The following is a 24,065-nucleotide window of genomic DNA, read 5'->3' as shown; positions in this document are numbered from 1 at the left end:
TGCAGGGCTGCCAGGCGGTGGCGCATCTGGCTGCGGTGGCCTCGGTGCAGGCCTCGGTGGAAGACCCGGTGGCCACCCACCGGAGCAACTTCATCGGCACCCTGAACCTCTGCGAGGCCATGCGCGAGCAGGGCGTGCGGCGCGTACTGTTCGCCTCCAGCGCGGCGGTCTACGGGCAGAACGGCGAGGGCACGGCGATCACCGAAGACCTGCCCAAGGCGCCGCTGACCCCCTACGCGGCGGACAAGCTGGCCGGCGAGTTCTACTTCGATTTCTATCGCCGCCAGCATGGCCTGGAGCCGGCGATCTTCCGCTTCTTCAACGTCTACGGCCCGCGCCAGGACCCGTCCTCGCCCTATTCCGGGGTGATCAGCATCTTCACCCAGCGCGCGCTCGACGCGCAGCCGATCACCCTGTTCGGCGACGGCGAGCAGACCCGCGACTTCATCTACGTCGGCGACCTGGTGCAACTGCTGGTGCAGGCCCTGGAGGCGCCGCGGGTGGCCGAGGGCGCGCTGAACGTCGGGCTCAACCAGGTGACCAGCCTGAACCAGCTGCTCGGCGAGATCGGCAAGCTGGTCGGCGGCCTGCCGCCGGTGACCCACGCCGCGCCGCGCGCCGGCGACATCCGCCACTCGCGCGCCGACAACGGCCGCCTGCTGGCGCATTACCGGCTGGAGCAGCCGACTCCCCTCGACGTCGGCCTGGCGCGCCTGCTCGGGCGCTGATCACCACCAGGGCTTGTTCAGCGCCAGGTAGAAGATGCCGCCCAGGCAGCCCAGCGTCAGGGCGCTGAGCAGCGCCTTGGGCGCCTTCGCGGCGCTGCGCAGGGCGAAGGCGGCGAGCACGATGTAGCCCAGCAGCAACCCCAGCTTGGCCTGCAGCCACAGTGGCAGCGGCCAGGGCATGGCCAGGTGCACCAGGCCCAGGGCGCTGAGCAGCAGCAGGGTATCCACCAGGTGCGGCGCCCAGCGCTGCCAGCCGGCGGTGCGCCGGCCGCCCCAGCTCAGCCCCAGGCGCCAGAGGAAGAGCAGGCTGCTGAGCACCGCGAGGCTGATGTGCAGGTGTTTTAGCCAGAGGTACATGGGCTTTCCCGTGAAATGACGAAAGGCGCCCGAAGGCGCCTTACGCTGGGGTGGGGTCCCCAGGAGTTGACTGCTTGTAGCTTAGAAGCGGTAACCGAAGCCGACCATGTAGACCCACGGATCGACGTCCACGTCGACCTTGGTCTTGTGTACGCCCAGGGCGCTCGGGCCGTCGACGCTGGCCTTGGTGTCGATGTCCATGTACCACACGGCGACGTTGACCAGGGCGTGTTCGTTGAGCATGTAGTCCATGCCCAGTTCCGCGGCCAGGCCCCAGGAGTCCTGCAGCTTCAGGTTGCTGAAGCCCTGGTCCTTGCGGTTGCTGGCGAGGTCTTCGTCGAAGAAGGTGGTGTAGTTCACACCCAGGCCGCCATAGGGCTGGAAGGCCGAGTTGGTGCCGCCCATCGGGTAGTACTGCAGCAGCACGGTCGGCGGCAGTTGCTTGATGTCGGCCAGCTTGCCGTCCAGGCCGGTCAGGCCGGTGGCGCGGTTCAGGCCCTTGACGTCGACCTGGTGATTGAAGGGGGTGGCGGCGACCAGCTCGACGCCGATCTTGTCGGTGAGCAGGTAGCTGAAGGTCAGGCCCAGCTGGGTGTCGCTGTCGACGGTGGCCTTGGTGCCGCCGACCTTGCCGCCGTCGAGCTTGATGTCGCTGCTGCTGTCATCCGGGGCGACGGTGGCGAAGCCGCCGCGAACGATGAAGTCACCGGCCTTGTGGCCCTGGATGTCCGCGGCCTGGGCGGCGAACGGCGTGGCGGCGACGGCGGCGAGCAGGGAGGCGGTGAGCCAGGACTTGCGCATGATGGTGGTGCTCCATGATGTTTCGAATAGTGTTGGTAGGCATCATGGTAGACAGCGTTAGAGGGTTCTTCTTGATTCAGCTCAATAAAGCCCGGACGTCGGCGTCGTAGACGGCCTGCGACTGGGTGTCGCAGGTCACTGCCCCTCTTCGTATTCGTAGGGCGCGACGCTCTCGGCCTGCAACTGGTAGCCGGCCTGGGCGAGGTCGCTGTCGATGTGCTTCACCTGCAGGCGTCCGCTGACCCAGTAGGGTTGGTACAGCTCGTCCATCTTCACGCCCTTGGCCTGGTGCACGTAGACGATCTGGTTCGACGGCGGTGGCGGCACGTGGATGCAGGCGCCGTAGTAGGGCACCAGGAGGAATTCGCTGACCTCGCCGTCCTGGCCGACGTCCAGCGGCACGATGTAGCCGGGCAGCTTCACTTCCTGGCCGTCGAGGGCCTGCACCACCGGCGCCGCCGGCGATTGCTGCTTGGCCGCCGGGCCGCTCTCGGCGTTCAGCGCGTCGCTCAGCTGCGACAGGTCGTGCAGCGGCACCGGCGGCGGGGGCGGCGGCGCGCCCTCGGGGATCAGCTGCGGCCAGGTCAGGGTGCGCGGGGCGTCGGCCCAGGCACCGGTGGCGGCGAGCAGGAGCAGGGCGAGCAGGGTGGCGGCGGTGTTCTTCATGGCGGTGGCTCAGATGCGGATCGACAGGCCATCGGCCAGGGATTGGCGGTAGGCGCGCCAGGCCGGCACGCAGCCGATGGCCACGGCGGCCAGCAGTATGCCGCCGAGCAGCGACCACTCATAGGCGCTGGGCGCGGCCAGTGGCAGGAAGATGCCGTAGTTGGCCTGCACGTAGCCCTGGGCGGTGGCGATGCCGATATACAGCAGGCCCAGTCCGAGCGCGACGCCGGCCAGGGCCAGGGCGAAGGCCTCGGCCAGCAGCAGGCTGAACACGTGCCAGGGGCGCGCGCCCACCGAGCGCAGGATGGCCATCTCGCGGCGGCGTTCGTTGAGGCTGGTGAGGATCGCCGTGAGCATGCCGATCAGCCCGGTCAGCACCACGAACAGCGAGACCACGAACAGCGCCTTCTCCGCCGTGCCCATCAGGCCCCAGAGCTCCTGCAGGGCGACGCCGGGGAGGATCGCCAGCAGCGGCTCGCCGTCGTATTCGTTGATCTGCCGCTGCAGGGTGAAGGTCGCCACCTTGCTCTTCAGGCCGAGCAGGAAGGCGGTGATGGCGGTCGGCTGCAGGTCCATGTGCCGCGCCTGGTCGGCGCTGATGCGCCCGGCGCCGCGTGCCGGCACGCCGTTCTTCCAGTCGACGTGCAACGCCTCCATGCCGGCCAGCGAAATGTGCAGGGTGCGGTCCACCGGCGTGCCGGTGCGCTTGAGGATGCCGACCACGGTGAACGGCTTGTCGTCGTGTTGCACCAGGCTGATGGTGCTCACCCCGTGGCTGAGCACGATGTGGTCGCCGAGCTTGTAGTGCAGCGCCTCGGCCACCTCGGCGCCGAGCACCACGTCGAACAGGTCCTGGCCGAACGGCCGGCCCTCGGCGAGTTGCAGCTGCTGGTCGCGGGCGTAGCGGTAGTGCTCGAAGTAGCCGGTGTCGGTGCCCATCACCCGGTAGCCGCGGTGCGAGTCGCCGAGGGAGATGGGGATGGCCCATTTCACCAGCGGGCTGGCCTTGACCGTCTCGAAGCTCTCCCAGCGGATGTTGTTGGTGGCGTTGCCGATGCGGAACACCGAGTACAGCAGCAGGTTGATCGAGCCGGAGCGCGCGCCGACGATCAGGTCGGTGCCGGAAATGGTGCTGGCGAAGCTGGCGCGGGCTTCGCTGCGCACCCGCTCCACGGCCAGCAGCAGGCAGGCCGAGAGGGCGATGGCGAAGACCGTCAGCCACGCGGTGAAACGGCGGTTGGAGAGGCTGGCGAGGGCCAGGCGCAACAGGTACATGCTCAGATTCCCGGGGCGCTGGCGGCGCGGTTGAGGTCGGCCAGGGACAGGCTGCGGTCGAACAGCCGCGCCAGGCTCTGGTCATGGCTGACGAACAGCAGGCTGGCGCCGGCCGCGCGGCATTCGGCGAACAGCAACTGGAGGAAGGCTTCGCGGGCGTCGGCGTCCAGCGCCGAGGTGGGTTCGTCGGCGATCACCAGCTCCGGCTGGCCGATCAACGCGCGCGCCGCGGCGACCCGCTGCTGCTGGCCGATGGAGAGGTTGTCGGCGCGCCGCCGCTGCAGGCTTTCGTCGCCCAGCCCGAGGTGCGCGAGCAGCGTGCGCGAGGCCTCGGCCACGCTGCCGTGGCGCTCGCGGGCGCGCGCCGCGCGGCTGCGCGAGAAGTGGCAGGGCAGCTCGACGTTCTCCTGCACCGAGAGGAACGGCAGCAGGTTGAACTGCTGGAAAATGTAGCCGGTGTGGTCGACGCGGAAGTGGTCGCGGCGCGCCGCCGAGAGCTGCGCCAGGTCTTCGCCGAGCAGGGCGATGCTGCCGCGCTGCGGCTTCTGCACGCCGCCCAGCAGGCCGAGCAGGGTGGTCTTGCCGCTGCCGGAGGGGCCCTTGAGGAACAGGGTCTCGCCACGGCCGAGGGTGAAGTGCGGGATGTCCAGCAGCTCCGCCTGGCCGGGCCAGGCGAAGCCGAGGTCGCGGAGTTCGAGCAGTGCGTCCATGGTGCCGATCAGAACTTCAGCAGGCTGCTGGCCGGGGTCAGCTCGGCGCCTTTCTGGCCGTTCGGGCCGATCAGCTGCACCACCAGCTTCTGGGTGCCGGGGAAGCGCTTGAACAGCGGGGCGAAGTCCAGCTCGCCCAAGGCCTCGGGGCTGGCGCAGGTCAGGGTGTAGTGGGCGTTGATGTCGCTGTGCTGGTGGCCTTCGTGCTCGTCGCCGTCGTCATCGTGGTCCTCGGCCTTGGCGTTGCCGAACAGCGGGCTCTGCAGCTCCACTTGGGTCACGCTGCACTGGGCCGCCAGCGGCGCGTCGATCAGCTCCAGCGGCTTGCCCAGCTGGGCGCGGGCGGCGGCCACGGTGGCCTGGTCGGCGGCGCTGCTGGCCGGGTGTTCGAAGCCGACGAAGTTCATCGCCGGGCTGTCCACTTCCAGTTCCAGGGTCTGGCCGTCGAGGGCGACGTTGAGCTGGGCCACGCCGTGCTCATGCTTGCCGAGACTGCCGTGCTCGTGGTCGTCGTGGGCCTGGGCGGCGGCGAAGGGAATCAGGGCCAGGGCAAGCAGCAGCGGACGCATGGGGTTCTCCAGCGGTGGCGGAATCGAAGGTGCGTTACGTTATAACGAAATGTTGCCGCTGGCTAGGGGCGTCGCCGGAGATTGGCGCGCCCGTCCGGGCGTGGGAGCATGCGCGCATGCAGGAGGAAACGAGCATGCGAATTCGCGGAAAACTGGGGGAATGGCCGGTGGACCTGACCCTGGAACTGGACGAGCTGGAATGGCAGCGCCTGGGCGCCGCGCTGCGGCAGGCGCCGGCGGCGCCGGAGGTGTCGCCCGGCGCGGCCGTGGACAGGACCCCGGCGGCGCCGTTGAGCGGCCCGGAGCGCCTCTGGCAGTCGGCCCGCGACCTGCTGCGCCAGGCCGGCAGCTGCGAAGGCCCGCAACTGCTCGACGAACTGGCCGCCCTGGCCGGCAGCGCGGGCGCGGCCAAGGGCCTGCTGGTGCGCCTGCGGCACAGCGCGAACGTGAAGATCGAGGTGCGCGACGGGACTCAGGTGTTTACCTGGGTCGAGGCCTGACGCAGGGCGTATCGGCGTATAACCGCGAACGGTTATACGCCCTACGTGGGGGCAGGATTGGCGTAGGGCGTATAACGCTCCGCGTTATACGCCGTTTATCCGACCTGTCCGTGGGCTTCGCGGCTGGCCACGGAGCCGCTGTTACGTGCCCGGCTCAATACAGCAGATTCGCCAGCTTGCGCCGGTAGGCGATCACCAGCGGGTGCTCGTTGCCGAGCAGCTCGAACACCTGCACCAGGGTCTTGCGCGGTGAGTCCTCGGCGTAGCCGCGGTTGCGCTGGAACAGCCGCAGCAGGCCGTCCATCGCCGCTTCGTACTGCTGCCGGGCCAGTTGCTGTACGGCGAGTTGGTAAGCCGCTTCGTCGTCGCCGGCGTCGGCCGCCAGGCGAGTCTTCAGGGTGGCGGCGTCGGGCAGGTCGGCGGCCTGGCGCAGGAAGGTCAGCTGCGCCTTGGCGGCGGCCAGGGCGGATTTGTGTTCGTCGCTCTTCACCGCGGCCAGTACGGTTTCGGCTTCGCCCAGTTCGCCGCGTTCGGCCAGGCAGCGGGCGTAGAGAATCAGCGCCGCGGCGTTGCCGTTGTCTTCGCTGAGCAGGGCCTTGAGCTGGGCCTCGGCCTCGGCGAAGCGACCTTCGGCGAAGGCCTCCTGGGCGGCGTCCAGCGGGTTGGCGGCCGGCGCGGCCGGTGGCTGCACGTGCTGCTCCAGCATCTGCCGCACGGCCGATTCGGGCTGCGCGCCGGCGAAGCCGTCGACCGGCTGGCCGTCCTTGAACAGCACCACGGTGGGCAGGCTGCGGATGCCGAAGCGCATGACGATGTCCTGCTCGATGTCGCAGTTCACCTTGGCCAGCAGCAGTTCGCCCTGGTAGGACTCGGTGACCTGCGCCAGCATCGGCATCAGCGCCTTGCAGGGCGCGCACCAGTCGGCCCAGAAGTCGACCAGCACCGGCTTGTGGAAGGAGTTCTGGATCACCAGCTGGTCGAAGTCGGCGGTGGTGACGTCGAAGATGTAGGGCGTGTCGCTCATGGAAGCTCTCGTCGGGCGCAAGGGGCGATGGGGATGCAGGTCACTATAGGTGGGGGCGCGGCGGACGGAAACAAGGCAGGGCTGCACGGCGTCCGCCGGGACGTAGGGCGAATAACCGTTCGCGGTTATCCGCCGTCGTGTCGGGTAACGCCCGAGGCGTTATGCGCCCTACAGCGGCCGGCTGGCGTGGTAGAGGCTGACCTTGCGGAATTCGTGGGGCTCGGCCAGGTCCGGCCAGGTGCAGGCGTCGAGGATGCCCAGGCGGCGGTACAGCGGGTGCTGGAAGTCGCGCACCCGCGAGTCGGCCACCAGCGCCTCGCGGCCCTTGCCGAGGAAGGCGTCGAGCAGCGGCAGGTTGGCGCGGTCGTAGAGCACGTCGGCGACCAGGATCAGGTCGTAGCGGTCCTCTTCGCCGAAGAAGTCCGCGGAATAGCGCAGCTGCACGCCGTTCAGCTCGGCGTTGGCGCGGCTGGCGGCCAGCGCCAGCGGGTCGAGGTCGCAGGCCACCACTTCGGCGGCCCCGGCCTTGGCCGCGGCGATGGCGGCGATACCGGAGCCGGCGCCGAAGTCCAGCACGCGCTTGCCGGCCACCCACTGCGGGCGCTCCGCCAGCCAGCGCGCCAGGGCCAGGCCGCTGGCCCAGCAGAAGCACCAGTAGGGCGGTTCCTCGAGGATGCGCCGGGTTTCCTCGGGGTTGAACTGGCGGTCCATGTTCAAGGCGTCGATCAGCCACAGCGAGATATCGCAGCCGGGCAGGCGCTCGGCGTTCAGGCGGGCGTCGCCGAGCAGTTCGCCCAGGGCGGCCTGCAGTTCCTCCGGCGCCTTCACGGGGCCGGCTCCAGGCGCAGTTCGCCGAGCGCCTGGGACTGCCCCGGGGCGATCGTCAGCGGGCGCAGGCGCCAGGCCAGCTGGCCGTTCTGCGCACCCCGCACGTGCAGTTCGATGCGGCCGCCGGCGGGGAAGTCGCTGGGGTCGTAGCGCAGGCTGAAGGGCAGGGCGCCGCCGTTGCCGACCAGGTCGAGGCTGGCCAGGGCGCGCTGCGGGCGGTCGCGCTCATCCATCAGCAACAGCGCCAGCTCCACTTCGGCGCCGTCGGGCAGGGCGCCGCGGCTGCTGGTGATCAGCCCGGACAGCTCGCGCTGGTTGGCTGCCAGCGGCGTCACCGCGACCTTGGCCGGGGCGTTGGCGGCGGTTTGCTGCGGGGCGGGTTGCTTGCTCGAGCAGGCGGCCAGCAGGGCCAGGGCGAACAGGCAGATCAGGCGGAGCGGCATGGGCGAAATCCCTCGCGACAGGTTCCAGGGCGGCGCCTGTATAGCCTAAAGCGTGCGGCTTGTCTCGGGGAGGGGCGGATGGGCTACCATGATCGTCCATTTCGTCGGGCCATTATCTGCCATGCATTGTCCTTTCTGCGGTGCCCACGACACCAAAGTCATCGATTCGCGCCTGGTCGCCGAGGGCGACCAGGTCCGCCGCCGCCGTGAGTGCCTGGCCTGCGGCGAGCGCTTCACCACCTTCGAGACCGCCGAACTGGTCATGCCCAGGCTGATCAAGCAGGACGGCAGCCGCCAGCCGTTCGACGAGGACAAGCTGCGCGCCGGCATGCAGCGCGCGCTGGAGAAGCGCCCGGTGAGCATCGAGCGCCTGGAAGAGGCCATCGCCCACATCAAGCACAAGCTGCGCGCCACCGGCGAGCGCGAGATCAAGTCGCGGGTGCTCGGCGAGCTGGTGATGGGCGAGCTGCAGAAGCTCGACGAAGTCGCCTACATCCGTTTCGCCTCGGTCTACCGGCGCTTCCAGGACCTCAACGAATTCCGCGAGGAAATCGAGCGCCTGGCGCGGGAGCCGTCCAAGGAATGAGCGCCGTCGACCAGGCCCACATGGCCCGCGCGCTGGAGCTGGCGCGCCAGGGCCTGTATTCCACCCACCCCAACCCCCGCGTCGGCTGCGTGATCGTCAAGGGCGGCCAGGTGCTCGGCGAGGGCTGGCACGTGCGCGCCGGCGAACCGCACGCCGAGGTCCACGCCCTGCGCCAGGCCGGCGACGCCGCCCGCGGCGCCACCGCCTACGTGACCCTGGAACCCTGCAGCCACTTCGGCCGCACCCCGCCTTGCGCGGACGCCCTGGTCAACGCCGGGGTCGCGCGGGTGGTGGCGGCCATGCAGGACCCCAACCCGCAAGTCGGCGGGCGTGGCCTACGGCGCCTGGCCGAGGCCGGCATCGAGGTCGCCTGTGGCGTGCTGGAAGCCGAGGCCCGCGAACTCAACGCCGGCTTCATCAAGCGCATGGAGACCGGCCTGCCGTTCGTCCGCGTCAAGCTCGCCATGAGCCTGGACGGGCGCACCGCCATGGCCAGCGGCGAAAGCCAGTGGATCACCGGGCCCGCCGCGCGCCGCGCCGTACAGCGCCTGCGCGCGCGTTCGAGCGTGGTGCTCTCCGGCGCCGATACCGTGTTGCTGGACGACGCGCGCCTGACCGTGCGCCCCGACGAGCTGGGCCTGGACCCCGAGCAGACCGCCCTGGCCGCCGCGCGGCAACCCTTGCGCGTGCTGGTCGACGGCCGTCTGCGGGTGCCGACCGACGCCGCCTTCTACCGTGCCGGCCCGGCACTGGTGGCCAGCTGCGCCGAGCGTGACGGCTTCGCCGCCGAGGGCCGCGAGCTGCTGGCGCTGCCCGGCGCCGACGGCCATGTCGACCTGGCCCGGCTGCTCGCCGAGCTGGGCGCGCGCGGCGCCAACGAGGTGCTGGTGGAAGCCGGGCCGCGCCTGGCCGGCGCCTTCGCCCGCCTGGGCCTGGTGGACGAGTACCGGATATTCGTCGCGCCCAAGCTGCTCGGCTCCTCCGCGCGGCCGCTGCTGGAGCTGCCGTTGGAGACGATGGCCGAGGCGCGCGAGCTGAAGATCACCGACATCCGCGCCGTGGGCGACGACTGGCTGGTCACGGCGCGGCCAGTCTGACGGAATTGGCTGTGCTACCCCCTGCGAATGCGGGGGGAGAGCAAACTGAACCTTCCGACTTGCGCCGGCCTGTGGTAAAACGCCACACGCGGCCAACGCTGTAACGGCCGCGATTGACGTTCTCAGGGCGGGGTGCAAGTCCCCACCGGCGGTAATGGCGCGCAATGCGTCTAGCCCGCGAGCGCTCGCCACGACCGGCTCACCGCCGCAGCGGCGAGGTCAGCAGACCCGGTGTGATTCCGAGGCCGACGGTAATAGTCCGGATGAAGAGAGAACGGGATGAACCTGCGCAAGGTGCGTCTGCACGCCTGCGCGTCGTGTCCCTTCGATCGGCATGCCCTGTTTTTCCCAAAACAGGAGTTTCAGCACCATGCATCACCCCTTCGTTCCCGCTGCGCTGGCCCCCTTCGGCCGGCACGCCCGTGCGCAAGCGTATTGCGCCTTCCGGGAGGCTACATGTTCACCGGCATAATCGAAGCCATCGGCAGCATCCGCTCGATCACCCCCAAGGGCGGTGACGTGCGCCTCTACGTCCAGACCGGCAAGCTCGACCTGGGCGACGTCAAGCTGGGCGACAGCATCGCGGTCAACGGCATCTGCCTGACCGCCGTGGAGCTGCCCGGCGACGGCTTCTGGGCCGACGTCAGCCGCGAGACCCTGGCGCGCACCGCCTTCCACCAGTTGAAGGTCGGCAGCCGGGTCAACCTGGAAAAGGCCCTGACCCCGACCACCCGCCTGGGCGGCCACCTGGTCAGCGGCCACGTCGACGGCGTCGGCGAGATCGTCAAGCGCGAGGATAACGCCCGCGCCATCCAGTTCACCGTGCGCGCCCCGCGCGAGCTGGCGAAGTACATCGCCCTCAAGGGCTCGATCACCGTCGACGGCACCAGCCTCACGGTCAACGCGGTGAGCGGCGCCGAGTTCGAACTGACCATCGTCCCGCACACGCTGGTCGAGACCATCATGGCCGACTACCGTCCGGGCCTTGAGGTCAACCTGGAGGTGGACCTGCTGGCGCGCTACCTGGAGCGCCTGTTGCTCGGCGACAAGGCCGCCGAACCCGCCGCCTCCGGCATCACCGAAGCATTCCTGGCCGAAAACGGCTTCATGAAGCATTGACAGGAGCTGCCCAGATGGCACTCAACAGCATCGAAGAACTGGTCGAAGACATCCGCCAAGGCAAGATGGTCATCCTCATGGATGACGAGGACCGCGAGAACGAAGGCGACCTGATCATGGCCGCCGAGTGCGTGCGCACCGAAGACATCAACTTCATGGCCAAGTACGCCCGTGGCCTGATCTGCATGCCGATGACCCGCGAGCGCTGCGAGCGTCTCGGCCTGCCGCTGATGGTGCAGCGCAACGGTTCCGGCTTCGGCACCAAGTTCACCGTCTCCATCGAGGCCGCCGAAGGCGTCACCACCGGCATCTCCGCCGCCGACCGCGCGCGCACCGTGCAGGCCGCGGCAGCCAAGGAAGCGGTGGCCGCCGATATCGTCAGCCCCGGCCACATCTTCCCGCTGATGGCCCAGCCCGGCGGCGTGCTGGCCCGCGCCGGCCACACCGAAGCGGCCTGCGACCTGGCGCGCATGGGCGGTTTCGAGGCTTCCGGGGTGATCTGCGAGATCATGAACGACGACGGCAGCATGGCCCGCCGTCCGGAACTGGAAGCCTTCGCCGAGCAGCACGGCATCAAGATCGGCACCATCGCCGACCTGATCCACTACCGCCTGATCCACGAGCGCACCGTCGAGCGCCTCGCCGAGCAGCCGCTGGACACTGAACTGGGCCAGTTCAAGCTGATCACCTACCGCGACTCGGTGGAAGGCGAAGTGCACCTGGCGCTGACCCTGGGCGACATCTGCGCCGAGACCCCGACCCTGGTGCGCGTGCACAACATGGACCCGCTGCGCGACCTGCTGATGGTCAACCAGGCCGGGCGCTGGAGCCTGCGCGCGGCCATGGCCAAGGTGGCCGAGGCCGGCAGCGGCGTGGTGCTGCTGCTGGGCCACCAGATCGGTGGCGAAGACCTGCTCGCCCACGTGCGCGAAATCGCCGCCAGCGCAGCGCCCAAGGCCGCGACCACCTACAGTACGGTAGGCGCCGGTTCGCAGATCCTCCGCGACCTGGGCGTGCGCAAGATGCGCCTGATGTCGGCGCCGATGCGTTTCAACGCGATATCCGGCTTCGACCTGGAAGTTGTAGAATACCTGCCCGCTGAATGAGTCCTGCCGCCGCGCCCCGCGCGGCGGTAGTCCTTGCAGCCCCATTTTTCGGGGCGCGCCTACGCGCCCCGGCTCTTTAGACAGATGAGATCCGCCATGACCCTGAAGACCATCGAAGGTACCTTCATCGCCCCCAAAGGCCGTTTCGCCCTGGTAGTCGGCCGCTTCAACAGCTTCGTCGTCGAAAGCCTGGTGCAAGGCGCCATCGACGCCCTGGTGCGCCACGGCGTCGCTGAAAGCGAGATCACCATCGTCCGCGCCCCGGGCGCCTTCGAAATCCCGCTGGTGGCGCAGAAAGTCGCCCAGCGCGGCGAGTTCGACGCCATCATCGCGCTCGGCGCGGTCATCCGTGGCGGCACCCCGCACTTCGAATACGTCGCCGGCGAATGCACCAAGGGCCTGGCCCAGGTTTCCCTGCAGTTCGGCGTACCGGTCGCCTTCGGCGTGCTGACCGTGGACTCCATCGAACAGGCCATCGAGCGCTCCGGCACCAAGGCCGGCAACAAAGGCGCCGAGGCTGCTCTTTCCGCCCTGGAAATGGTGAGCCTGCTGTCGCAGCTGGAGGCCAAGTGAGCAGCAACGACAACGGCACCCCGTCCAAGCCGGCCAAGCCCAACAAGATCGCCATGCGTCGCAAGGCCCGCAGCCTCGCGGTGCAGGCCCTGTACTCCTGGCACATGGCCGGCCAGCCGCTGAACGAGATCGAGGCGGCGTTCCGCACCGATAACGATTTCAGCGACGTCGACGGCGCCTATTTCCACGAGATCCTGCATGGCGTGCCGCGCCAGAAGAGCGAGCTGGAGCAGGAGTTCGTGCCCTGCCTGGACCGCCCGCTGGAAGAGATCGACCCGGTCGAGCTGGCGATCCTGCGCCTGTCCACCTACGAGATGCGCAACCGCCTGGATGTGCCCTACAAGGTGGTCATCAACGAAGGCATCGAACTGGCCAAGACCTTTGGCGCCACCGACGGCCACAAGTTCGTCAACGGCGTGCTGGACAAGCTGGCGCCGCGTCTGCGCGCCGCCGAGCTGCGCGGCGCCAAGCGCTGAGCCCATCGCGAGGCATGGGTGAGTTCGAGCTGATCCGTCGCTACTTCGCCGCGGCCGCTTGCGCGGGCGCGGCCGAAGGCGTGGCCCTGGGCATCGGCGACGACTGCGCCCTGCTGGCGCCGGGCGCCGGCCAGCAACTGGCGGTGTCCACCGACACCCTGGTGGCCGGCGTGCACTTCCCGGCGCTCTGCGATCCCTTCCTGCTCGGCCAGCGCGCGCTGGCGGTGTCCGCCAGCGACCTGGCGGCCATGGGCGCCGCGCCCCTGGCCTTCACCCTCGCGCTGACCCTGCCCGAGGCCGATCCGGCCTGGCTGGAAGCCTTCGCCCAGGGCCTCAACCACATGGCTTCGGCCTGTGGCCTGGCCCTGGTCGGTGGCGACACCACCCGTGGCCCGCTGAGCATGACCCTGACGGTATTCGGCCAGGTGCCCGCCGGCCAGGCGCTGACCCGCGCCGGCGCGCGTCCGGGCGACCTGCTCTGCGTCGGTGGCCCGCTCGGCGAGGCCGGCGGCGCGCTGGAGTTGGTGCTCGGGCGCCTGGCGGCCGAACCCGCGGTGGCCGAGCCGCTGCTGGCGCGCTACTGGTCGCCGCTACCGCAGCTGGCGCTGGGCCAGGCCTTGCGCGGCCACGCCACGGCGGCGCTGGACGTTTCCGACGGCCTGCTCGCCGACTGCGGGCACATCGCCCGCGCTTCTGCCGTGGCGCTGGTCATCGAAGCCGAGCGCTTGCCCGCCAGCGCGCCGCTGGAAAACCTGCTGGGCGCCGAACGGGCGCTGCAGGCCAAGCTCGGCGCCGGCGACGACTACGTCATCGCCTTCACCCTGCCGCCGGCCGAGCTGCCGGCGTTGCAGGCGCGCTGGCCGCAACTGGCGGCGATCGGCCGCGCCGAGGCCGGCGAAGGCGTGCGCGTGCTCGACGCCGGCGGCCACGACATCACGCCGCGCCAGGGCGGCTACCTGCACTTCACGGAGTAGAACCGCGTGACGGAACATCCCGACCAAGCCCCGGCGCAGCCCGTCCCCCCTTCGGTGTGGCGCAACCCCTGGCACTTCCTGGCCTTCGGCTTCGGCTCCGGCACCCTGCCCAAGGCGCCGGGCACCTGGGGCTCGCTGGTGGCCATCCCGTTCATCCCGCTGTGGCAGCTGCTGCCCGACTGGGGCTACTGGCTGATGCTCGGGGTCACCATGCTGTTCGGCTTCTGGCTGTGCGGCAAGGTCGCCGACGACCTGCGCGTGCACGACCACGAAGGCATCGTCTGGGACGAGATGGTCGGCATGTGGATCACCCTCTGGCTGGTGCCCGAGGGCTGGTGGTGGCTGCTGGTCGGCTTCCTGATGTTCCGCTTCTTCGACATCCTCAAGCCCTGGCCGATCCGCTGGATCGACCGCCACGTGCACGGCGGCGTGGGCATCATGCTCGACGACATCCTCGCCGGGGTCTTCGCCTGGCTGGCCATGCAGGGCGTGGTCTGGGCCTGGGCCCGCTGGTTGATCTGACAACAGCCGAATCCGTCACTGACGGCGCCGCGGCGTCCCTGTATCGTTGCGCGACCAGCCCGCGCGCCCGCCGACGAGGATCCCGATGATGCTGCGCCTGTTGTCCGCCCTGAGTCTCGCCCTAGCCGCCAGCGCGGCGCTCGCCGCCCCGCAGGTGTGGGTGGTCGGGCTGTTCCCCAATGCCGCGGTGCTCAACGTCGACGGCCAGCGCAAGTTCGTCCGCGTCGGCGAAACCGGCCCGCAGGGGGTGCAGGTGGTCAGCGCCGACGCGCACAAGGCGGTGCTGCGCGTCGACGGCGTGGAACGCACCTACGAGCTGAGTCGCGAGTACAACGCCAGCGGCTATTCGGCGCCGGCGCCGGTGCAGGAGATGAGCATTGCCCGCGGCGCCGGCGGGCACTACTGGGTGTCCGGCTCGATCAACGGGCAGAACGCGCAGTTCCTGGTCGACACCGGCGCCACCACGGTGGCGATGAACGAAGACGAGGCGCGTCGCCTGGGCATCGACTTCCGGGTGGTCGGCAAGCCGATGGTCGCCTCCACCGCCAGCGGCACCGTGAAGGGCTGGCGCATCAGCCTGAACAGCGTGAAGCTCGGCGGCATCGAGGTGCTGGGGGTGGACGCCAGCGTGCTGGAAGGCCAGTTCCCCACCGAAATCCTGCTCGGCATGAGCTTCCTCAACCGCGTCGGTTGGCGGGAAGAGCAGGGGATGATGTACATCCAGTCCAAGCACTGAGAGCCCCTCCACGGCCTGCTGCGCGTCGGCATAACCGCTTCCGCCTTGTTCTGCTCTAGCTCGCGAGGCCGTGAAGGGGCTCTGCACAAGCGGCGATCTATCGATGGCTTCGATAGCCGAGTTGCGGATTTCGCAATGACGGTCGCCCCGGCACTGCTGTTACAATGCCGGCTTCTTCCTACTGTCTGACTTTCAGGAGTTTCCGGTGTCCGTCGTGTTCGTCGCCGCCTCCAAACTGCCCACTCCCTTCGGCGAATTCACCATGCATGGCTTCCTCGACGAGGAAACCGGCAAGGAACATGTCGCCCTGACCATGGGCAAGATCGACGACGGCCAGCCGGTGCTCGGTCGCCTGCACTCCGAATGCCTGACCGGCGACGCGCTGTTCAGCCTGCGTTGCGACTGCGGCTTCCAGCTCGAAGGCGCGCTGTCCGCCATCGCCCGTGATGGCCGTGGCGTGCTGCTGTACCTGCGCCAGGAAGGCCGTGGTATCGGCCTGCTGAACAAGATCCGCGCCTACGAGCTGCAGGACCAGGGCGCCGACACCGTCGAAGCCAACCTCAAGCTCGGCTTTGGCGCCGACCAGCGCGACTACGCCATGTGCCTGCCGATGCTGCAGCACCTGGGCGTCAGCTCGCTGAAGCTGATGACCAACAACCCGCGCAAGGTCAAGGCGCTGGAAGGCTACGGCCTCACCGTGGCCGAGCGCGTGCCGCTGCAGAAGGGCCTCAACCCGCACAACAAGCGCTACCTGGCGACCAAGGCCGGCAAGCTCGGGCACATGCTCGGCGAGCTGCACCAGGGCGAGGCGGAGATCGAGGCGCAGTGAGTCGCGCCGCCGCGTTCGGCCGCCAGGCGCGTCTCTGGTGGCTGCACCTGGCGCTGGCCCTCGGGCCCTTGCTCGCGCTGCTGCTGTGGGGCTTCGAGATCGACGCCCTGGCCGTGCTGGCCACCCCGCTGTACATCGCCGCGCTGCTCTCGATGTTCGTCACCCTGCCGCTGTTCCGTCGCTACAAGTTCGCTCTGATCGCCGCCGGTAAGGCCCGTGACACGGCCGACGAGCCCGCCGCCTGGGCGGAGCTGGCGCTGGCCCGGCGCAACGGCGCCTACGCCGCCGGCCTGCCGGCCTGGATCGGTGCGCTGGCCTGCTTCACCGACCTTTCCGGCGTGGCGCTGATCCTTCTCGGCGTCACCAGCCTGCTGATCCTCTGGCTTTACCGCCTGCCGCGCCAACTGCTCTGATGCGTAGCCTCGCCGCCCTCCTGCTGCTCTCGCTGTGCCTGCCGGTGCTGGCGGCGCAGCGGGTGGTGAGCCTGTCGCCGTCGATGACCGACAGCGTGCTGGAGCTGGGCGCCGGCGCGCGCCTGGTCGGTGTGCTCGACGGCGACGAACGGCCAGCGCAACTGGCCGCGTTGCCCTCGCTGGGGCGCTACGGGCAGCTCAACCTCGAACGCCTGCTGAGCCTGCAGCCGGACCTGGTGCTGGTCTGGCCCGGCAGCATTCCCGACGCCCAGCTGGCGCGCCTCAAGGGCCTCGGCCTGACGCTGTACAGCGCTGAGCCGCACACGCTGGACGATATCCCCAGGCAATTGGAGACGCTCGGCGCGCTGCTGGGCGCGGAAGAAAAGGGCCGCAGCCTGGCCGCCGATTTCCGCGAACGCATCGCCGGGCTGCGCCGCGACTACGCCCGCGAGCGCCCGTTGCGGCTGTTCTACCAGGTCTGGGATCGCCCGCTGTACACCCTCGGCGGCCCGCAGGTGGTCAGCGACGCGCTGCGCGTGTGCGGGGCGCGCAACCTGTTCGACGACCTGACCCAGCCGGCTCCGCAGGTGGGCATCGAATCGGTGCTGGCCCGCGACCCGGAAGTGATACTGGCGCCCAACCCCGCGCAGGCGGCCGAGTGGCAGCGCATGCAGCAGCTGAGCGCGACCCGCCTGAAGCAGCTCTGGGTGCTGCCCGACCGCAACCTGGAGCGGCCGAGCTACGCGATGCTGGCGGCGACCGAGAAGCTCTGCCGCCTGCTCGCCACCGCGAAGACCTCGGACTCACCGTAGGGCGCATAACGCCCCGGGCGTTATCCGCCGTTTCCGCCGGACAGGCGCTGCGCTGCGCTGGCCGGCGGCGGATAACCGCGAACGGTTATCCGCCTTACACCAGATCGGGCCGCCGATCAGAAGCCTTCCAGCACGATCTTGCCCTTGGCCTTGTTGCTTTCCAGCAAGGCGTGGGCGCGGCGCAGGTTGGCGGCGTCGATGCGGCCGAAGTGCTCGCCCAGCGTCGTGCGCAGCACACCCTGGTCGACCAGCCGCGACACCCGTTGCAGCAGGCGGTGCTGCTCGATCATGTCGTCGGTCTGGAACATCGAGCGGGTGTACATGAACTCCCAGTGCAGCGACAGGCTCTTCTGCTTGAGCAGGCCGACGTTCAGGCTCGCCGGATCGTCGATCAGGCCCAGGCGGCCCTGTGGGCGCAGGCTGGCGACGATCTGTTCGAGGTGGCTGTCGGTGTGGGTCAGGCTGGCCACGTGGGTCACCTGGCCGACGCCGATGCGCTTGAGCTCCTCGCTCAGCGGCTTGCCGTGGTCGATCACGTGGTGCGCGCCGAGGTCGCGCACCCACTGCTGGGTGTCCGCCCGCGAGGCGCTGCCGATCACGGTGACGCCGGTCAGCTGGCGCGCCAACTGGGTGAGGATGGAGCCGACGCCGCCGGCCGCGCCGACGATCAGCAGGCTCTGCCCGGCGCTGGCCGCGCCTTCGGCGATCTGCAGGCGCTCGAACAGCAGTTCCCAGGCGGTGATGCTGGTCAGCGGCAGGGCCGCGGCCTGGGCGAAGTCGAGGCTGGACGGCTTGGCGCCGACGATGCGCTCGTCCACCAGCTGCAGTTCGGCGTTGCTGCCCGGGCGGGTCAGGTCGCCGGCGTAGAACACCTCGTCGCCGGGGCGGAACAGGCTGACCTCGCTGCCCACCGCGCGGACCACGCCGGCGGCGTCCCAGCCCAGCACCTTGTACTCGCCGGCCGCCGGTTCGGCGCGCTGGCGCACCTTGGTGTCCACCGGGTTGACCGAGATGGCGCGCACTTCCACCAGCAGGTCGCGCGGGCCGGGCGTCGGCTCCGGCAGCTGGATGTCGAGCAGGGCGTCGGCGGCGTCGATCGGCCGGCTGTGGGTGTAACCGATGGCTTTCATGCTGGCTCCTCAGTCGATGCGGTTCATCAGGCGGATGTCGAGTTCGGCCAGGTCGGCCTGGGCGGCCTTGACGAAGGCCTGGAAGTGAGGGCTGGCCTCGTGCTCGGCGATGGCGGCTTCGTCGCGCCACTGCTCGACCATGTAGATCAGGTCCGGGTCCTTGCGGTCGCGGTGCAGGTCGTACTGGACGCACCCGGCCTCGGCGCGCGACGGTCCGCGCAGGTCGGCCAGCCGGGCCTGGAGTGCATCGGCGCGGCCGGGCTTGGCGCGGATGATGGCGATCAGGGTGATGGGCGTGCTCATCGGGACTCTTCCTTGCGGCGGTGGGGGATGGGTGCATCCTCCGCTCTTTCGTTATCAGGAAAAACCGGGTAGGAAGAGAGTCTCTTTCAAAGGAATTTTGAAAATGCTGCGCCTCGATGATCTCCAGGTGTTCGTCCGCACCGCCGAGCGCGGCAGCCTGTCCGCCGCCGCCCGCGAGCTGGAAGTGTCGCCGGCGGTGGCCAGCGCCGCGCTCAAGCGCCTGGAGGGAGCGCTGCAGGTGCGCCTGTTCGCCCGCTCCACCCGCAGCCTGCGGCTGACCGCCGAGGGCGAGCTGTTCCTCGGCCACGCGCGGGCGTCGCTGCAGAGCCTGGAGGAGGGCCGCCAGCGCCTGGCCGGCGGGCGCAGCGAGATCGCCGGGACGCTGCAGGTATCGGCGCCCTCGGACCTGGGCCGCAACGTGCTGCTGCCGTGGTTCGACGCCTTCCAGGCGCAGCATCCGCGCCTGCACCTGCGCCTGCTGATCAGCGACCGCCAGGCCGACCTCTACCGTCAGCCGGTGGACGTCGCCATCCGCCTCGGCCTGCCGCCGGACTCTAGCCTGGTGGCGCTGCCCCTGGCGGCGGACAACCGCCGGGTGCTGTGCGGCGCCCCGGCCTACTTCGCCCGTCACGGTAAGCCGCAACGGCCCGAGGAACTGGCCCGGCACAACTGCCTGCTGTACATGCTCGGCGGGCGCGTGCACGAGCGCTGGAGCTTCAGCGATGGCGAGCGCGAGCAGGTGGTGGAGGTGGGCGGCGACCGCGTCTGCGACGACGCCGACGTGGTGCGCCGCTGGGCCGTGGCCGGGCGCGGGCTGGTCTACAAGTCCTGGCTGGACGTGGCTGCCGACGTGCGCGCCGGGCGCCTGGAGGTGGCGTTGCCGGAGTATCTGGGCGAGGCCGCGCCGCTCAATCTGTTCTGCCCGCACCGCGAGCAGCTGAGCCCGCCGGTGACGCTGCTGCGCGAGTTCGTCCGCCAGCGCTGCGCCGAGCACCTGCGCGGCGCGCCCTGGCGCTGAGGCTCAGAGCGGGCGGTAGCGTGCCACGGCGTGGCTCAGGTCCCAGCCGACCGACAGCGAGAACACCAGCAACAGCGCCGGCACCAGACACCACCAGGCGCGTTTCGGCAGCGCCGGCAGCGGCTGGCGCAACTGGCTGAGCCAGAGCGCCGCGGCGCACACGGCGGCGGCCAGCAGCGCGCCGGCGATCACGTCGCTGGGCCAGTGCGCGCCCAGGTACAGGCGCGAACCGGCGATCCACGCCGCCGGCAGCATGGCCAGCAGCAGCCAGGTCAGGCGCACCCGTGGCGAGCCTTCGCGGCTGGCCAGCACGCCGAGCACCAGGAAGCAGGCGAAGGACGCCGAGCTGTGTCCGCTGGGCATGCTGAAGGCGCTCAGCGGGTCGGCGATCACCTCCGGCCGGGCGCGGCCGAAGAAGTGCTTGAGGGTGGTGTTGAGCAGCGCGGTGGCGAGCAGCGTGCCGCCGGCGAACAGGGCGTGGCGCCACTTGCGCAGGGCCAGCAGGAGCACGCTGAGCAGCACGCCGACGATCACCTGGGTGCGGAAGTCGCCCAGGCGCGTCACCGCCACCATCACCTCGTTGAGCCATGGGCTGCGCTCCTGCTGGATCAGCGTCATCAGGCCGTGGTCGAGGGCGTCCAGGTACGGCCAGCCGAGCAGCACGCCGAACAGCAGCGCGGCGCTCAGCCCGGCGGCGATCAGCGCGGTGCCGTGACGGCGCTTGAGGCAGGCGTGGATCAGCGCGCCGCCGAGCACGGCGAGGCCGCCGGCGACCACCGCCATCTCCGGCCAGAAGCCTTCCGGCAGCGGCAGGCGCAGGGCCGCGCCGGTGCTCCAGCCGGGCAGCAGGTAGGCCACCGACCAGCCGCCGGCGGCCAGTATCGATACCGCCAGGAAGCGCCCGAAGGGCATGTCGAGCATGCCCGCCACCAGCGGCAGGAACGGCCGCAGGGCGCCGATGAACCGCCCCACCAGCAGGCTGGCGACGCCGTAGCGGGCGACGAAGCCCTCGGCCCCGGCCAGCCATTCCGGATGCCCGCGCAGCAGCGGCAGGCGGCGGATGTCCTGGTGGAAGCGACGGCCGATGAAGTACGAGCAGAGGTCGCCGAGCAGGCCGCCGGCGAAGGCCAGCAGCAGCGTCTGGCCCAGGCCCAGGGCGCCACCGCCGGCGAGCACGGCGAGGGCGAAGAGCATCACCACGCCGGGCAGCACCAGGCCGACCACCGCCGCGCATTCGAGGAAGGCCACGAGGAAGACCAGCAGGCCCAGCCATTGCGGGTGGCCGGCGATCCATTGATTGAAGAGTTCCAGGCTCATGTGCGGTGCGGTTCCGAACTGTCCAGCAAGTAGTAGTCGCGTCCTTCGACCTGGCCGCGGCGCAAAGGGTTTCGTGTGCAGAAAGGCGCGAAGGCGGCGTCGACGAAGCGGTACATCAGGTGCTCGTCGCGGCCGTGGGGGATGCCCAGGCGGCTGGCCTGGATGACCTGCGAGGGGGTGTCGCCGAGGTCGTCGACGAACAGCCGATGGGCGTCGAAACGCTGCGCGTCCCACTCCGGCACCTTCAGGCCCATGGCCTTGCACAGCAGGGTCTGGCCGGCGCAGAGCTTGCCCAGCGGGCGTTCGCCGCCGTCGGCGGCGGGGTTGAGCCGGCGCATGCGGGCGAGGGCGTCGTCGCCGCTGACGCGGTCCATCCACGGGTGGCCGGACTTGATCAGTACGGCGTTGCCCGGGCCGCCGGCGCTGAAGTTCAGCGAGTCGCCGCCGCGCGCGTAGTACATGTAGATGTGCCCGCCGTCGAGGAACAGCGCCTTGCGCTTCTCGGTGTAGCCGAGGGAGGCGTGGCTGCCTTTCTCGGCCAGGTAGTAGGCCTCGGTCTCGATGATCCGGGCGGACAGCCAGAGGTCGCCGACGCGGTGGCGAATCACCTTGCCCAGCAGTTCGCGGGCCACCAGCAGGGCGTCGCGGTCGAAGAAGGCGTCGGGCAGTGGTCGGGCCTGCGGCCAGGGCAAACCAAGGATGGGTTCGGCGGACATGGGATTGTGTGAGGTCCAGAGCGCTCTTAGGCTGACCGATGATAATAACAAGAGGCTGAATCATGGCTGAACGCGTCCGCGCCGACAGCGCGCACATCACCCCCAGCGCGCACTACACCGGCTATGTGTGGTTCCGCCACCAGCTCGCCGAGCCGGCCTTTGCCACCGCCTTCGGGCGCTGGGTGCACGGCTGCGTGGCGCCGATCAACTGGGGCGCGCGCCTGGGCTTCGGCCTGAACATCGAAGACTTCCTGCTGCAGCGCCACCTGCTGATCGACGCGCGCCTGCGCCAGGCCATCGAGCAGCGCGGCGCCACCCAGGTGGTGGAGATCGCCTGCGGCCTGTCGCCGCGCGGGCGACGCTTTCGGCAGCGTTATCCACAGCTGGACTACCTCGAAGCCGACCTGCCGCCGATGGCCGCGCGCAAGTCGGCGCTGCTGCGCGAGCAGGGCTGGCTGGACGAGCGGCACCGGGTCAGCCCGGTGGACATCCTCGCCGCCGACGGCCCGCACAGCCTGGCCGCGCTGTTCGCCCAGCTCGACCGCCGGCGTCCGCTGGTGGTGATCACCGAGGGCCTGGTGAACTACTTCCAGCGCCCGCTGATCGAGGATTTCTGGACCCGCCTGGCGGCGACGCTGGCGGACTTCCCGGCGGCCACCTACCTCACCGAGCTCTACCCCGACCTGCGCGAGCACCCGCGCTATCGGCAGATCCGCTGGGGCGTCGGCCTGATTGGCCGGCTGACCCGTGGCGGTTACCCGCTGCACTACCGCAGCGAGGCGGAGATCGCCAGCGCCTTCAAGGGTTGCGGCTTCGCCGGCGTGGAGGTGCTCGACCCGCAGGTCCACGGCGCCGAGCTGTGCCTGCCGCGCGGACGCCTGCCGAGCCTGGTGCGGGTGATCGAAGCCCGCACCTGAGTTGCGTTTGTGGTGATGGGGATCGCTTCGCGTTCAGGCGCGAGCCTGGGTGGCGGATAACGCTTGGGGCGCTATGCGCCCTACGGGGCTCGGCGTAGGGCGCATGACCGTTCGCGGTGTCAGGCGGCGCGAGCGCCTTGCTGCAGCGGCGTCACCAGGGCCGCCAGGCTGGCGCTGGCCTGGGGTTCGCCGTGGGGGAAGATGAAGGCGAAACCGTCGACGGTGCGGCGCAGCGGCAGGATGTCGAGTTCCGCCAGCCCGCTGATGGCGATGCGCCAACCGCGTTGCGGCAGTTCCGCCGGCAGTTCGGCGTGCACTAGGCCGCCGAAGTAACCGACTTCCGCCAGTTCGCAGCGCCATTCGCCGCCTTCGGCGTGGTGCAGCAGGGCGCGCGGCTGCGGCGGCGCCAGACGCGGCTCGAAGCGCCGCTCCAGGTGCGGCAGCTGCTGGCGCTGGAAGCGCGTGCTGCCGGCGGCGTCACGGGGCAGCGCGCGGCCTTCGAGGAACGGCGTATAGAGGCGGGCGCAGGCGCCGCGCCGTTCGAACTGGGCCAGGTGGTCGGCGTCGTGGATCAGGGCGAACTGCGCGTCGCCGCAGGCCAGGGCGAACTCGGCGTGCTCCCAGGGCTGGGTGAAGTGGTCGTATTCGCCGGCCAGCACCAGGGTCGGGCATTGCGGGTGGCGCGCGAAACCGCCGAAGGCCAGCAGGCGCCGGCTGTTCTGCCGGTAGCGCTCGACTTCCGCCGGGGTGAGGCGCTGCAGCTGGCGCAGCAGGGCCTTGCGGAATACCGGTGAGACGCCGGTGTCGGCCAGCCGCAACGGGTTGATCAGGCCGGTCAGCACGCCGTTGGCGAAGGGTTCGTGCTGGCCCAGGTCGAGCCGCGCCAGGGCTTCTTCCAGCAGCGCGCGGGCGCCGGGGCGGCCGAACGCGGTGATGCCGGCCAGCAGCAGGCGCGCGCAGCGCTTCGGGTGGCGGGCGGCGAACAGCGCGGCCAGGGCCGAACCGTAGGACAGGCCGATGGGCATCAGCGGCGGCAGCTGCAGTTCCTCGGCGAAGGCGGCGATCAGGTCGGCCAGGTCCTCCAGGCTCAACTGCGGCGCCAGTTGCAGGTTGCCGCCCTGGCTGGGCAGGTCGAGGAGGATCACCGGGTGTTCGGCGAGCAGCTCGCTGACCTCGCTGGCGAACGAGCGGAAGCTCTGGAACGCGCCGCCGAGCAGCAGCACCGGCGGGCGCGGGTCGCAGGCCTGGTGGGAGAAGGCCTGGTAGTGCAGTTGCCAACCGTCCAGTTCGAGCGTCGCCGGGGCGGCGCTGAGGGTCTGGGCGCTGTAATCGGTGCGATAGCGCATGGCGTGTCTCCGGCGGTGTTCCGCCTCTTGTTGTTCTTCCCTGGCGTGCCGGACGGTGAAGGGCTGGCGTTCCGCGACCGGGTGGCTCCAAGGTAGACAGCGCGCGGACTTTTGTTTACCCAACCTTCGGGCGGGCGCGAACGCCGGTGCTCGGCGCGGGTGTCACTGTCCCGT

At 70.1% G+C, this 24,065-nt stretch carries 30 protein-coding genes and 1 riboswitch; of the genes, 16 read left to right on the top strand and 14 right to left on the bottom strand.

What is annotated here, in order from left to right:
- Window positions 1-728 (top strand): NAD-dependent epimerase/dehydratase family protein (locus P3W75_RS02720; RefSeq protein ID WP_276225834.1); only part of this gene is annotated, 728 nt, incomplete at its 5' end.
- On the opposite strand, the gene P3W75_RS02715 is transcribed toward P3W75_RS02720, so the two are convergent.
- The 6 genes from P3W75_RS02715 to P3W75_RS02690 all read right to left on the bottom strand — a co-directional run bounded on the left by P3W75_RS02715 (window position 729) and on the right by P3W75_RS02690 (window position 5,106).
- Window positions 729-1,085, bottom strand: coding sequence for a SirB2 family protein (locus P3W75_RS02715; RefSeq protein ID WP_276225833.1), 357 nt, complete (start codon window positions 1,083-1,085; stop codon window positions 729-731).
- A gap of 81 nt (window positions 1,086-1,166) precedes the next feature.
- On the bottom strand, window positions 1,167-1,886 hold the full coding sequence (locus P3W75_RS02710) for an OmpW family outer membrane protein (protein ID WP_276225832.1): 720 nt from the start codon (window positions 1,884-1,886) through the stop codon (window positions 1,167-1,169).
- Window positions 1,887-2,021: 135 nt separating this feature from the next.
- Window positions 2,022-2,552, bottom strand: coding sequence for a DUF3299 domain-containing protein (locus tag P3W75_RS02705; protein ID WP_276225831.1), 531 nt, complete (start codon window positions 2,550-2,552; stop codon window positions 2,022-2,024).
- Between the two features lie 9 nt (window positions 2,553-2,561).
- Window positions 2,562-3,827: an ABC transporter permease gene (locus tag P3W75_RS02700; protein ID WP_276225830.1), complete on the bottom strand. Its 1,266-nt coding sequence runs from the start codon at window positions 3,825-3,827 to the stop codon at window positions 2,562-2,564.
- A 2-nt stretch (window positions 3,828-3,829) separates the two neighbouring features.
- A complete protein-coding gene (locus P3W75_RS02695) occupies window positions 3,830-4,537 on the bottom strand; it encodes an ABC transporter ATP-binding protein (protein WP_276225829.1) in 708 nt (235 codons plus the stop codon).
- An 8-nt stretch (window positions 4,538-4,545) separates the two neighbouring features.
- Window positions 4,546-5,106 carry a DUF2796 domain-containing protein gene (locus P3W75_RS02690; RefSeq protein ID WP_276225828.1) on the bottom strand — a complete coding sequence of 187 codons (561 nt, stop codon included), beginning with the start codon at window positions 5,104-5,106 and terminating at the stop codon, window positions 4,546-4,548.
- Window positions 5,107-5,240: 134 nt separating this feature from the next.
- Between P3W75_RS02690 and P3W75_RS02685 the strand changes: the two genes are divergently transcribed.
- Window positions 5,241-5,606: a hypothetical protein gene (locus P3W75_RS02685; RefSeq protein WP_276225827.1), complete on the top strand. Its 366-nt coding sequence runs from the start codon at window positions 5,241-5,243 to the stop codon at window positions 5,604-5,606.
- A gap of 154 nt (window positions 5,607-5,760) precedes the next feature.
- On the opposite strand, the gene trxA is transcribed toward P3W75_RS02685, so the two are convergent.
- The 3 genes from trxA to P3W75_RS02670 all read right to left on the bottom strand — a co-directional run bounded on the left by trxA (window position 5,761) and on the right by P3W75_RS02670 (window position 7,901).
- Complete coding sequence (trxA, locus tag P3W75_RS02680; protein ID WP_276225826.1) at window positions 5,761-6,630, bottom strand: thioredoxin; 870 nt, start codon at window positions 6,628-6,630, stop codon at window positions 5,761-5,763.
- A gap of 168 nt (window positions 6,631-6,798) precedes the next feature.
- Window positions 6,799-7,458: a class I SAM-dependent methyltransferase gene (locus P3W75_RS02675; RefSeq protein WP_276225825.1), complete on the bottom strand. Its 660-nt coding sequence runs from the start codon at window positions 7,456-7,458 to the stop codon at window positions 6,799-6,801.
- Window positions 7,455-7,901, bottom strand: a complete 447-nt coding sequence (locus tag P3W75_RS02670) for a YbaY family lipoprotein (protein ID WP_276225824.1) — start codon at window positions 7,899-7,901, stop codon at window positions 7,455-7,457. The genes P3W75_RS02675 and P3W75_RS02670 overlap by 4 nt, the downstream gene beginning before the upstream one ends.
- A gap of 121 nt (window positions 7,902-8,022) precedes the next feature.
- Between P3W75_RS02670 and nrdR the strand changes: the two genes are divergently transcribed.
- The 12 genes from nrdR (at window position 8,023) to P3W75_RS02610 (ending at window position 17,144) form a co-directional block, all read left to right on the top strand.
- Window positions 8,023-8,487: a transcriptional regulator NrdR gene (nrdR, locus tag P3W75_RS02665; RefSeq protein ID WP_276225837.1), complete on the top strand. Its 465-nt coding sequence runs from the start codon at window positions 8,023-8,025 to the stop codon at window positions 8,485-8,487.
- Window positions 8,484-9,584, top strand: coding sequence for a bifunctional diaminohydroxyphosphoribosylaminopyrimidine deaminase/5-amino-6-(5-phosphoribosylamino)uracil reductase RibD (gene ribD, locus P3W75_RS02660; RefSeq protein WP_276225823.1), 1,101 nt, complete (start codon window positions 8,484-8,486; stop codon window positions 9,582-9,584). The genes nrdR and ribD overlap by 4 nt, the downstream gene beginning before the upstream one ends.
- Window positions 9,585-9,698: 114 nt before the next feature.
- A riboswitch (FMN riboswitch) is annotated at window positions 9,699-9,864 on the top strand.
- Window positions 9,865-10,040: 176 nt separating this feature from the next.
- Complete coding sequence (locus P3W75_RS02655; protein WP_276225822.1) at window positions 10,041-10,703, top strand: riboflavin synthase; 663 nt, start codon at window positions 10,041-10,043, stop codon at window positions 10,701-10,703.
- A gap of 14 nt (window positions 10,704-10,717) precedes the next feature.
- Window positions 10,718-11,809 carry a bifunctional 3,4-dihydroxy-2-butanone-4-phosphate synthase/GTP cyclohydrolase II gene (gene ribBA, locus P3W75_RS02650; protein WP_276225821.1) on the top strand — a complete coding sequence of 364 codons (1,092 nt, stop codon included), beginning with the start codon at window positions 10,718-10,720 and terminating at the stop codon, window positions 11,807-11,809.
- 96 nt (window positions 11,810-11,905) lie between these two features.
- Window positions 11,906-12,382 (top strand): 6,7-dimethyl-8-ribityllumazine synthase, encoded by a 477-nt coding sequence (ribH, locus tag P3W75_RS02645; RefSeq protein ID WP_276225820.1) that lies wholly within the window; start codon window positions 11,906-11,908, stop codon window positions 12,380-12,382.
- Window positions 12,379-12,858: a transcription antitermination factor NusB gene (nusB, locus tag P3W75_RS02640; protein WP_430765330.1), complete on the top strand. Its 480-nt coding sequence runs from the start codon at window positions 12,379-12,381 to the stop codon at window positions 12,856-12,858. Before ribH ends, nusB begins: the two co-directional genes overlap by 4 nt.
- Before the next feature lie 14 nt (window positions 12,859-12,872).
- A complete protein-coding gene (thiL, locus tag P3W75_RS02635) occupies window positions 12,873-13,832 on the top strand; it encodes a thiamine-phosphate kinase (protein ID WP_276225819.1) in 960 nt (319 codons plus the stop codon).
- A gap of 6 nt (window positions 13,833-13,838) precedes the next feature.
- Complete coding sequence (locus tag P3W75_RS02630) at window positions 13,839-14,354, top strand: phosphatidylglycerophosphatase A family protein (RefSeq protein WP_276225818.1); 516 nt, start codon at window positions 13,839-13,841, stop codon at window positions 14,352-14,354.
- A gap of 88 nt (window positions 14,355-14,442) precedes the next feature.
- Window positions 14,443-15,090: a retropepsin-like aspartic protease family protein gene (locus P3W75_RS02625; RefSeq protein WP_276225835.1), complete on the top strand. Its 648-nt coding sequence runs from the start codon at window positions 14,443-14,445 to the stop codon at window positions 15,088-15,090.
- Window positions 15,091-15,295: 205 nt separating this feature from the next.
- Window positions 15,296-15,919, top strand: coding sequence for a GTP cyclohydrolase II (gene ribA / locus P3W75_RS02620; protein ID WP_276225817.1), 624 nt, complete (start codon window positions 15,296-15,298; stop codon window positions 15,917-15,919).
- Window positions 15,916-16,332 carry an MFS transporter gene (locus P3W75_RS02615; RefSeq protein ID WP_276225816.1) on the top strand — a complete coding sequence of 139 codons (417 nt, stop codon included), beginning with the start codon at window positions 15,916-15,918 and terminating at the stop codon, window positions 16,330-16,332. The genes ribA and P3W75_RS02615 overlap by 4 nt, the downstream gene beginning before the upstream one ends.
- Window positions 16,332-17,144 (top strand): cobalamin-binding protein, encoded by an 813-nt coding sequence (locus P3W75_RS02610; RefSeq protein ID WP_276225815.1) that lies wholly within the window; start codon window positions 16,332-16,334, stop codon window positions 17,142-17,144. The genes P3W75_RS02615 and P3W75_RS02610 overlap by 1 nt, the downstream gene beginning before the upstream one ends.
- A 116-nt stretch (window positions 17,145-17,260) precedes the next feature.
- On the opposite strand, the gene P3W75_RS02605 is transcribed toward P3W75_RS02610, so the two are convergent.
- Both P3W75_RS02605 and P3W75_RS02600 read right to left on the bottom strand, forming a co-directional pair.
- Entirely contained in the window at window positions 17,261-18,274 is a 1,014-nt protein-coding gene (locus P3W75_RS02605; RefSeq protein WP_276225814.1) for a zinc-binding alcohol dehydrogenase family protein, read from the bottom strand.
- A 9-nt stretch (window positions 18,275-18,283) separates the two neighbouring features.
- Complete coding sequence (locus tag P3W75_RS02600) at window positions 18,284-18,577, bottom strand: putative quinol monooxygenase (protein ID WP_276225813.1); 294 nt, start codon at window positions 18,575-18,577, stop codon at window positions 18,284-18,286.
- 103 nt (window positions 18,578-18,680) lie between these two features.
- Here P3W75_RS02600 and P3W75_RS02595 point away from each other — a divergent pair, with 103 nt between their 5' ends.
- Window positions 18,681-19,595 (top strand): LysR family transcriptional regulator, encoded by a 915-nt coding sequence (locus P3W75_RS02595; protein ID WP_276225812.1) that lies wholly within the window; start codon window positions 18,681-18,683, stop codon window positions 19,593-19,595.
- A 3-nt stretch (window positions 19,596-19,598) separates the two neighbouring features.
- Here the strand turns inward: P3W75_RS02595 and P3W75_RS02590 are convergent, their stop codons facing one another.
- On the bottom strand, window positions 19,599-20,912 hold the full coding sequence (locus P3W75_RS02590) for a bifunctional DedA family/phosphatase PAP2 family protein (RefSeq protein ID WP_276225811.1): 1,314 nt from the start codon (window positions 20,910-20,912) through the stop codon (window positions 19,599-19,601).
- The gene (locus P3W75_RS02585; RefSeq protein WP_276225810.1) at window positions 20,909-21,628 is read right to left on the bottom strand and encodes a DNA-3-methyladenine glycosylase; all 720 of its coding nucleotides are present in this window, start codon (window positions 21,626-21,628) and stop codon (window positions 20,909-20,911) included. The genes P3W75_RS02590 and P3W75_RS02585 overlap by 4 nt, the downstream gene beginning before the upstream one ends.
- A gap of 62 nt (window positions 21,629-21,690) precedes the next feature.
- On the opposite strand from P3W75_RS02585, the gene P3W75_RS02580 reads away from it, so the two are divergent.
- Complete coding sequence (locus P3W75_RS02580) at window positions 21,691-22,545, top strand: class I SAM-dependent methyltransferase (protein ID WP_276225809.1); 855 nt, start codon at window positions 21,691-21,693, stop codon at window positions 22,543-22,545.
- 119 nt (window positions 22,546-22,664) lie between these two features.
- Here P3W75_RS02580 and P3W75_RS02575 read toward each other — a convergent pair whose 3' ends face one another.
- Window positions 22,665-23,891, bottom strand: coding sequence for an alpha/beta fold hydrolase (locus P3W75_RS02575; protein WP_276225808.1), 1,227 nt, complete (start codon window positions 23,889-23,891; stop codon window positions 22,665-22,667).
- Between the last annotated feature and the right edge of the window lie 174 nt (window positions 23,892-24,065).

This window comes from Pseudomonas citronellolis (genome assembly GCF_029335315.1).
In the GTDB taxonomy this organism is placed as follows: domain Bacteria; phylum Pseudomonadota; class Gammaproteobacteria; order Pseudomonadales; family Pseudomonadaceae; genus Pseudomonas; species Pseudomonas citronellolis_A.
This window is presented reverse-complemented; position numbering and strand designations above follow the sequence as displayed.